The sequence below is a fragment of the Ferrovibrio sp. genome, from assembly GCF_017994015.1.
Taxonomy (GTDB): Bacteria; Pseudomonadota; Alphaproteobacteria; order Ferrovibrionales; family Ferrovibrionaceae; genus Ferrovibrio.
Window position 1 is genome coordinate 1 of sequence record NZ_JAGOLP010000091.1, and the last position, 8,725, is coordinate 8,725.

The 8,725-nt window shown below is 62.6% G+C and carries 10 protein-coding genes; 8 read left to right on the plus strand and 2 right to left on the minus strand.

Annotated elements, in window-relative coordinates:
- From KBB36_RS19990 to KBB36_RS20025, 8 genes are all read left to right on the plus strand, one after another.
- Positions 1-1,166, plus strand: a 1,166-nt coding sequence (locus tag KBB36_RS19990; protein WP_290985338.1) for a pyruvate dehydrogenase complex E1 component subunit beta, incomplete at its 5' end; no start/stop codon positions are given.
- Positions 1,167-1,177: 11 nt separating this feature from the next.
- Positions 1,178-2,482, plus strand: coding sequence for a pyruvate dehydrogenase complex dihydrolipoamide acetyltransferase (locus tag KBB36_RS19995; protein WP_290985340.1), 1,305 nt, complete (start codon positions 1,178-1,180; stop codon positions 2,480-2,482).
- Between the two features lie 10 nt (positions 2,483-2,492).
- Positions 2,493-3,191 (plus strand): SDR family oxidoreductase, encoded by a 699-nt coding sequence (locus KBB36_RS20000; RefSeq protein ID WP_290985342.1) that lies wholly within the window; start codon positions 2,493-2,495, stop codon positions 3,189-3,191.
- Between the two features lie 33 nt (positions 3,192-3,224).
- A complete protein-coding gene (lpdA, locus tag KBB36_RS20005; RefSeq protein WP_290985344.1) occupies positions 3,225-4,631 on the plus strand; it encodes a dihydrolipoyl dehydrogenase in 1,407 nt (468 codons plus the stop codon).
- Positions 4,632-4,681: 50 nt separating this feature from the next.
- Positions 4,682-5,155, plus strand: coding sequence for a hypothetical protein (locus KBB36_RS20010; protein WP_290985346.1), 474 nt, complete (start codon positions 4,682-4,684; stop codon positions 5,153-5,155).
- Positions 5,152-6,096 carry a lipoyl synthase gene (gene lipA, locus KBB36_RS20015; RefSeq protein ID WP_290985349.1) on the plus strand — a complete coding sequence of 315 codons (945 nt, stop codon included), beginning with the start codon at positions 5,152-5,154 and terminating at the stop codon, positions 6,094-6,096. Before KBB36_RS20010 ends, lipA begins: the two co-directional genes overlap by 4 nt.
- Positions 6,096-6,551, plus strand: a complete 456-nt coding sequence (locus KBB36_RS20020) for a type II toxin-antitoxin system RatA family toxin (protein ID WP_290985352.1) — start codon at positions 6,096-6,098, stop codon at positions 6,549-6,551. The genes lipA and KBB36_RS20020 overlap by 1 nt, the downstream gene beginning before the upstream one ends.
- Positions 6,552-6,560: 9 nt before the next feature.
- Entirely contained in the window at positions 6,561-7,991 is a 1,431-nt protein-coding gene (locus tag KBB36_RS20025; protein ID WP_290985355.1) for a malonyl-CoA decarboxylase, read from the plus strand.
- Here the strand turns inward: KBB36_RS20025 and KBB36_RS20030 are convergent.
- Together KBB36_RS20030 and KBB36_RS20035 are read right to left on the minus strand one after the other, a co-directional pair.
- The gene (locus tag KBB36_RS20030; RefSeq protein ID WP_290985358.1) at positions 7,988-8,479 is read right to left on the minus strand and encodes a CinA family protein; all 492 of its coding nucleotides are present in this window, start codon (positions 8,477-8,479) and stop codon (positions 7,988-7,990) included. The genes KBB36_RS20025 and KBB36_RS20030 overlap by 4 nt on opposite strands.
- The coding region (locus tag KBB36_RS20035) for a phosphatidylglycerophosphatase A (protein WP_290985362.1) at positions 8,476-8,725 on the minus strand (250 nt) is incomplete at its 5' end. The genes KBB36_RS20035 and KBB36_RS20030, both read right to left, overlap by 4 nt.

Sequence of the window (8,725 nt, forward strand, 5' to 3'; positions counted from 1 at the left end):
CCCCCATTGCCGTGCTGCGCGGCGAGGATGAGAAGGCCGGCGCGGCTGCACCCGCTGCTGCTCCGGCTCCTGCTGCAACTCCGGCGCCTGCTGTTGCGCCTGTGGCCGCTGCCGCCCCGGTTGCCGCCCCGGCCATCGTTTCCGGCAAGGAACTGGCCGATCCGGATATCCCCGCCGGCACCGAGATGGTGACCATGACGGTGCGCGAAGCCCTGCGCGAGGGCATGTCGGAAGAAATGCGGCGCGACAAGAGCGTGTTCCTGATGGGCGAGGAAGTGGGCCAGTATCAGGGCGCCTACAAGATCAGCCAGGGCATGCTGGATGAATTCGGCCCGCAGCGTGTGATTGATACACCGATCACCGAGATGGGCTTCACCGGCCTGGGTGTTGGTGCGGCCTTTGGCGGCCTGCGCCCGATCGTTGAATTCATGACCTTCAATTTCTCGATGCAGGCCATCGACCAGATCGTCAATTCGGCGGCCAAGACGCTCTACATGTCAGGTGGCCAGATGGGTTGCCCGATTGTGTTCCGTGGCCCCAATGGCGCCGCCGCCCGCGTTGCTGCGCAGCATAGCCAATGTTATGCCGCCTGGTATTCGCATATCCCCGGCCTCAAGGTGGTGGCGCCCTACAGCGCCGCCGATTTCAAGGGCCTGATCAAGGCGGCGATCCGCGATCCCAATCCGGTGATCTTCCTGGAGAATGAAATTCTGTATGGCCGCAGCTTCGAAGTGCCGAAGCTGGAGGATTATGTGGTGCCGATCGGCAAGGCGCGCATCGCCCGGGCCGGCAAGCATGTCACCCTGGTGGGTTATGCCATCTCGGTAGGCTACTGCCTGCAGGCCGCCGAAAAGTTGGCCGAACTGGGTATCGAGGCCGAGGTGATTGATCTACGCACCATCCGTCCGATGGATACCGCCACCATCATCCAGTCGGTGCAGAAAACCAATCGCCTGGTGACGGTGGAGGAGGGCTTCCCGCAATCCGGTATTGGCGCCGAGATTGCCGCCCGGGTGATGGAACAGGCTTTCGACCATCTTGATGCCCCGGTGCTGCGTGTCACCGGCAAGGATGTGCCGATGCCTTATGCGGCAAATCTCGAAAAACTTGCCTTGCCAAGTGTGGCCGAAGTGGTCGAGGCGGCGCGTGCCGTCTGCTATCGCTGAAGGAGCGCATCATGCCGATCCAAATCCTGATGCCGGCGCTGTCGCCGACCATGACCGAGGGCAAGCTGGCCAAATGGCTGGTGAAACAGGGCGATACGGTCAAGGCCGGGGATGTGATGGCCGAGATCGAAACCGACAAGGCGACGATGGAATTCGAAGCCGTTGATGAAGGGGTGATCGAGCAGATCCTGGTGCCGGAAGGCAGCGAAGGCGTGGCGGTGAATACCCCCATCGCATTGCTGCGTGGCGAGGATGAGAAGGCGGGCGCGGCTGCTCCAGCTGCTGCGCCAGCCCCTGCTGTTGCGCCGGCGCCGAAGCCTGTTGCGGCGCCAGCCCCAGCCCCAGCTCCAGTCGCAGCCCCCGCTGCGGCCCCGGTGGTTGCGCAGGGCGAGCGGGTTTTTGCCTCGCCGCTGGCGCGCCGCCTTGCCGCCGATGGCAAACTTGATCTCAAGGCGGTCAGTGGCTCGGGTCCGCATGGCCGTATCGTCAAGGCCGATGTGGAAGCCGCCATTGCCGGCGGCGGTGCCAAGGTTGCGCCGGCCACAACGCCGGCTGCGCCGAAGCCTGCTGCTGCTGCCCCTGCCACGGCTGCGCCAAGCGGCCCCGGTGCGCGGCAATTGGCCGATCTGCTCAAGATGCCGTATCGCGTCGAGCCGCTGACCTCGATGCGCAAGACCATCGCGCGCCGGTTGACGGAATCGAAGCAGACGGTGCCGCATTTTTATCTCACCATCGAGTGTGAGCTGGATGAATTGCTGGCGCTGCGCACCCGGCTTAATGCCAAGGCGGCGAGCAAGATCAGCGTCAATGATTTTGTCATCCGCGCTGTGGCGCTGGCGCTCAAGAAAGTGCCGGCGGCGAATGGCTCCTATGACGAAAGCGGCCTGATCTATTACGAACATGCCGATGTGTCGGTGGCGGTGGCAACACCGAATGGCCTGATTACGCCGATTGTCAAACATGCCGAAGCCAAGGGCTTGGCGCAGATCGCCGCCGAGACCAAGGACCTGGCCGCCCGCGCCCGCGATGGCAAGCTGAAGCCCGAGGAATTCCAGGGCGGCACCTTCTCGGTGTCCAATCTGGGCATGTTCGGCATCAAGGAATTCGGCGCGGTGATCAATCCGCCGCAAGCCTGTATCCTGGCCGTGGGCGCCGGCGAACAGCGCGCCGTGGTGAAGAACGGCGCGCTCGCCATTGCCACGGTGATGAGCTGCACGCTCTCGGTGGATCACCGGGTTGTTGATGGTGCCGTGGGTGCCGAATTCCTCCAGGTCTTCAAAAGCTATGTCGAAGACCCGCTGACCATGCTGCTGTAAGGATCGTTTCATGACCAAGGTTGTTATCGTTACCGGCGCCGGCAAGGGCATGGGCGCCGGCATTCTCAAGCGGCTGGCCGGCGAGGGCTACAAGGTGGCGGCTATGTCGCCGTCGGGTGCGGCCAAGGAACTGGCCGAAAGCCTGGGGGGGGTGGGGGTCACCGGCTCCAATGCGGTGCCGGCCGATACCGAGGCTTTGGTCAAGCTGACGCTGGACAAATTCGGCCGCATCGATGCGCTGGTGAACAATACCGGCCATCCGCCGAAAGGGCCTTTGCTGGAAATCAGCGATGAAGCCTGGCTGCAAGGCTTTGAACTGGTGCATCTGAGCGTGGTGCGCATGCTGCGGCTGGTCACGCCGGTGATGCTGGCGCAGGGCAAGGGCGCCATCGTCAACCTGCTGACCTATGCCACGCTGGAGCCGGAAGCGGATTTTCCAGTTTCAGGCCCGGTGCGTGCTGCGCTTGCCGCCTTCACCAAGGTTTATGCCGATCAATATGCCGCCCAGGGCATCCGCATCAACAACCTGCTGCCCGGCTTCATCGACAGCCTGCCTGAGAAGGATACCCGCAAGGCCCGTATCCCGATGGGGCGGTATGGCAAGGTGGAGGAAATCGCCGGCACGGTGAGTTTCCTGCTATCGGATGCCGCCGGCTACATCACCGGGCAGAATCTGCGCGTGGATGGCGGCATCACACGCGCCCTTTAGGCATTAGGCCCGTTCGCTGTAGGAGAGAGCGCCATGAGCGACACCAGCTTTGACCTGATCGTGGTAGGCAGCGGCCCCGGCGGCTACACCACGGCGATCCGTGGTTCGCAGCTTGGCATGAAAACCGCCATCATTGAACGCGAGCATCTTGGCGGCATCTGCCTCAACTGGGGCTGCATCCCGACCAAGGCCTTGCTGCGCTCGGCGGAAATCTATTCCAACATCAAACATGCCGAAGCCTTTGGCCTCAAGGTCGAAGGCAAGGTCAGCATCGATGGCGCCAAGATCGTGGAGCGCTCGCGCAAGGTGGCGGCGCAGCTTTCCGGCGGTGTCAAATTCCTGATGAAAAAGCACAAGATCACGGTGTTTGACGGCCATGGTGCTCTTGCCGGGGCTGGCAAAGTGAAAGTGACCAAGGATGGCAAGCCGCTGGCCGACTTGACCGCCAAGCATATCATCCTGGCCACCGGCGCGCGGGCGCGTTCGCTGCCCGGGCTGGAGCCGGATGGCAAGCTGGTCTGGACCTACAAGGAAGCCATGGTGCCGCCGGCTTTGCCGAAATCGCTGCTGGTGGTGGGTTCCGGTGCCATCGGCATCGAATTCGCTAGTTTCTACCGCCAGCTTGGCGCCGAGGTGACGGTGGTGGAGGTGATGGACCGCGTGCTGCCGGTGGAGGATGAGGAAATCTCCGCCCTGGCCAAGAAGGCCTTCGAGAAGCAGGGCATGAAAATCCATCTCGGCACCACGGTGACGGCGCTCAACAAGGGCGCAGATACTGTCACCGCCACGCTGAAGGACAAGGCCGGCAAGGAAACCAGCCTCACCGTCGAACGGGTCATCCTGGCCGTCGGCATTGTCGGCAATGTGGAGAATATCGGCCTGGAAGGCACCAAGGTGAAGGTGGATCGCAGCCATATCGTGGTGGATGAATACAGCCGCACCGACGAGCCGGGCATCTATGCCATCGGCGACCTGACCGGCCCGCCCTGGCTGGCGCATAAGGCCGGCCATGAAGGCGTGATCTGTGTTGAGAAGATCGCCGGCGAAAAAGATGTACATCCGCTCAATGTCTTGAATATTCCGGGCTGCACCTATTGCTCGCCGCAGGTTGCCTCTGTGGGGCTGACCGAAGCCGCTGCCAAGGCCAAGGGCCATGCGGTGCGGGTTGGCCGCTTCCCGTTCATGGCCAATGGCAAGGCGATTGCGCTGGGCGAGCCGGAAGGCCTGGTCAAGACCGTGTTCGACGCCAAGACCGGCGAATTGCTCGGCGCGCATATGATCGGCGCCGAAGTGACCGAGATGATCCAGGGCTTCGGCATCGCCAAGACGCTGGAAACCACCGAGGCCGAGCTGATGCATGCCGTGTTCCCGCATCCGACGCTCTCTGAAATGATGCATGAGTCGGTGCTGGATGCCTATGGCAAGGCATTGAATTTCTAGGGCTTTTGTCGGGGTCGCCGGGCAGGCGGGAAAGTGCTATTTAAAGGTCCATGAAAGAGCATTTCCTGCGCAAGCTGGCCGAGATCGAGAAGCGCAATGCGGCCGGCGCCGACGATGCCGAGCGCCTGGCGCATATCAAGGCGCGGCGCGACCGTGAGGCTTTTGAGAAATTGTCGCTGCATCTGGATGCCGTGGCGCGGCCGGCCTTTGAGGCTTTTGCCGAAGCCCTGGCCGAGCGCAGCATAACGGCCAAGCTGCGCTTCGAGGCCGGCATGCCCGAGCGGGCGCAGGAATTGCCGCCTTTGGCCGAAGTGATTGTAACGCGCCCGGGCGGCAGCCGGCATTACGCGCTTTCCTATCTGCTGGATGGCGCTAGTTATGTCATGCGGCTGTCGCTCGGCGGCCAGCAGGAGCGCCGGGCCATTCTGCCGCAGGCGCGCTTGACCGCCACGCGGGTGCGCGGCGATCTGGAAGTGCTGCTCGAAGCCGTGCTGACGCCGGAAAGTGTCGTGAGGAAGCCGTGACCGAATTGCCTGTTAATCTTCGCCATCCCGAGAAAGCGCATAAGCCGGATACGCCGATGCTGCGCAAGCCGGACTGGATCAGGGCCAAGGCGCCGACCTCGCCGGAAGTTGCCGAGACACGCAAGCTGATGCGCGATCTCAAGCTCAATACCGTGTGCGAGGAAGCGGCCTGCCCGAATCTGGGCGAATGCTGGAAGCAGAAACATGCCACGGTGATGATCCTGGGCGCGGTCTGCACCCGGGCCTGTGCCTTCTGCAATGTTGCCACCGGCAAGCCCATGGGCCTGGATCATGACGAGCCGGAGCATGTCGCCGAAGCGGTTGGCAAGCTGGGCCTGCATCATGTGGTCATCACCTCGGTGGATCGTGACGATCTGCCGGATGGCGGCGCCAGGCATTTTGTCCGCACCATCCAGGCGATCCGCCGCACATCGCCGCATACCACGGTGGAAGTGCTGACGCCGGATTTCCTGCGCAAGCCGGGTGCCATCGAGGCGGTGGTGGAAGCCAGGCCGGATGTCTACAACCACAATCTGGAAACCGTGCCGCGGCTTTATCCGACAATCCGGCCCGGCGCGCGCTATTTCGGCTCGCTGCAATTACTAGCCCGGGTGCGGCAGCTTGATCCGGCGATCTTCACCAAATCCGGCCTGATGGTTGGCCTGGGTGAAGAAAAGATTGAGCTGATGCAGGTGATGGACGATTTGCGCGTTGCCGATGTGGATTTCCTCACCCTGGGGCAATATCTGCAACCCACCCGCAAACATGCCGCCGTGGCGCGTTTTGTGCCGCCGGATGAGTTCGAGGAATTCAAGGCGCTGGGGCTGGCCAAGGGTTTCCTGCGTGTCGCTTCGTCGCCGCTGACCCGCTCGTCGCATCATGCCGGCGAGGATTTTGCCGCGCTCAAGGCGGCGCGCCTTGCCAAGCTTGCTGCCGCCTGATGCCGACCCATGCCGAAAAGCGCATCCTGCCCTACCGGCCGGAGCAGATGTACGATCTTGTGGCCGGGGTGGAGCATTACCCGGCTTTCCTGCCCTGGTGCATCGGCGCTCGTATCCGCGAGCGCAATGACAATCTGCTGGTGGCCGATCTGATTATCGGCTTCAAGATGTTCCGCGAGCGCTTCACATCGCGCGTCACGCTTGATCCGGCCAAGCAGCGCATTGACGTGGCCTATAGCGAAGGGCCGTTCAAATACCTCAAGAATCACTGGATATTCCGGCCACATGCGCAGGGCTGTGAGATCGACTTCTTTGTCGATTTTGAATTCCGCAACCGGCTGCTGCAAAAGACCATTGAATTGCTGTTCGGCGAAGCGGTGCGACGCATGGTCGCGGCTTTTGAGACCCGCGCCGAGGCATTATATGGCAAGCAGGGACAAGTGACTTCAGGATAGGAGAAAGCCATGATCGCGCTGCCCCCGGCCGGGAATCTGCTCAGCGGTAATCTGCTGGAAAAGGGGCTGCGCGGCTTGGTGGATGCCTGGCGCGGTTTGGCCGGCGGCGAGACGGCGCAGCTTGGCCGCGATGGCGCGCTCTCTGCCCGGGATGGCGAAAGGCTGGCCAAGCTGTTTCGCGATTGCCTGGAGGAGAAGGGCGGCGAAGTGACGGCGCGGGCGCGGGCGGCCTCGCTGGGCCGGCTCTATCTGCGCCTCAATGATGATGGCAAGCGCGGCTTCCTGAAGATCCTGGTGGGCGATTATGGCGCGGCTTCCGATGCGGTGCAGAGCGCCATTGACGCCGTGCTGAAGGCAGCCGACCCGGTGGCGCGGCACAAGGCCGAGCGCCGCCTGCGCCTGGCGCTGACGCCAGCGCGCCAGCGTTTGCTGACCCAGTTCACCGCCTTGCCGCAGGGGGTGAAATTCCTGGTCGACATGCGCGCCGATGCAGCCCGCTTTGCCCGCGAAGCACCGGAACTCGGCATCCTGGATGCCGATCTGGAAGACCTGTTCACCGGCTGGTTCGATATCGGCTTCCTGGAATTGCAGCGTATCACCTGGAACAGCCCGGCAGCTTTGCTGGAAAAGCTGATCGCCTATGAAGCCGTGCATGCCATCGAAAGCTGGGATGATCTGCGCAACCGGCTTGATAGCGACCGGCGCTGCTATGCCTTCTTCCATCCGCGCATGCCGCTGGAGCCGCTGATCTTCGTGGAGGTGGCTTTGGTGCGCGGCATAGCCGGCAATGTGCAGGCTTTGCTGGATCAGAGCCAGCCGGTGCTGGAGCCGGGCCAGGCCGATACCGCGATCTTCTATTCAATTTCCAACACCCAGGCCGGCCTGCGCGGCATCTCTTTTGGCAATTTCCTGATCAAACGGGTGGTGGATGATCTGAGCCGCGAATTGCCCAATCTGAAAACCTTCTCAACATTATCGCCGATCCCAGGCTTCCGCGCCTGGCTGAATGAGGCGATTGCCGATGGCCTGCCCAATGTGGTGAAGGCAAGCGAACGCGATGCGCTTTCGGCGGCGCTCGGCAAACGTTTCTCAAAAGGCATGTTGCCGGATTTGTTGCGCGATACATCCTGGGCTGACAACGAAGCCCTGGCCGGTGCGCTCAAGGCGCCGCTGACGCGGCTATGTGCCCGCTATCTGCTCACCGCCCAGAGCCGCGGCAAACCGCGTGACCCGGTGGCGCGGTTCCATCTCAGCAATGGCTCGCAGGTGCATCGCCTCAACTGGCTCGGCGACCGCTCAAAAAAGGGCTTCAAGGAATCTGCCGGCCTGATGGTGAATTATCTCTACCGGCTGGACGATATCGATGCCAACCATGAGCGCTTTGTGCGTGACGGCACCGTCGCCGCTTCTGGCGAAGTGCGTAAACTGGCTGAGAGTTAGTCCGAAATCGCTTCCAGTGCCAGGCTGAGCGCATCGCGCACAGTGGCCTGGCGCACTTCGGCGCGGCCGATATCGCCATAGCGCTTTTCGCTGTGGAAGGTCACATCGTCGCCGCGCGCCACGGCGATATGCACCAGGCCAACCGGCTTGTCGGCGCTGCCGCCGCCTGGTCCGGCAATGCCGGTGCAGGCAATGGCGATATCGGCCAGGCTCTTGCGCAGCGCGCCTTCCGCCATGGCGCGCGCTACTTGCTCGGAAACCGCGCCGCGGCCGGCGATCATCTCGGCCGGTACGCCCAGGCTGGCGGATTTGGCGGCGTTGGAATAGGTGACAAAGCCGCGCTCAAACACATCCGATGAGCCGGCAATCTCGGTCAGCGCCGCAGCGATCAGGCCGCCGGTGCAGCTTTCGGCCGTGGCCAGTTTGAGGTCTTTGGCGCGGCAGGCTTGCAGCAGCTTTTCGGCCAGGATCAGGTTTGTGTCAGTCATGATAACCACCAGAAATGCACAAGCAGAAACATGCCGAAGCAGCCATAAGCCGCCGCCAGCAAGTCATCGAGGAATACGCCCATCGCGCCGCTCAACTGCCCGTCAGCCCAGCTTGCCGGCCAGGGTTTGGTGATGTCGAGAATGCGAAACAGAACAAAGCCGATCAGGTAGAGCAGCAGGTCGGGCGGCACAAACAGCAGCACCAGCCATTGCCCGGCCACTTCATCAATCACGATCTCCTGCGGA

Excerpts from the sequence above, each read along its gene's own strand:
- lpdA (WP_290985344.1), top strand. The coding sequence starts at position 3,225 with ATGAGCGACACCAGCTTTGACCTGATCGTGGTAGGCAGCGGCCCCGGC.
- KBB36_RS20000 (WP_290985342.1), top strand. The coding sequence starts at position 2,493 with ATGACCAAGGTTGTTATCGTTACCGGCGCCGGCAAGGGCATGGGCGCC.
- KBB36_RS20020 (WP_290985352.1), top strand. The coding sequence starts at position 6,096 with ATGCCGACCCATGCCGAAAAGCGCATCCTGCCCTACCGGCCGGAGCAG.
- KBB36_RS19995 (WP_290985340.1), top strand. The coding sequence starts at position 1,178 with ATGCCGATCCAAATCCTGATGCCGGCGCTGTCGCCGACCATGACCGAG.
- KBB36_RS20025 (WP_290985355.1), top strand. The coding sequence starts at position 6,561 with ATGATCGCGCTGCCCCCGGCCGGGAATCTGCTCAGCGGTAATCTGCTG.
- KBB36_RS20030 (WP_290985358.1), bottom strand. The coding sequence starts at position 8,479 with ATGACTGACACAAACCTGATCCTGGCCGAAAAGCTGCTGCAAGCCTGC.
- KBB36_RS20010 (WP_290985346.1), top strand. The coding sequence starts at position 4,682 with ATGAAAGAGCATTTCCTGCGCAAGCTGGCCGAGATCGAGAAGCGCAAT.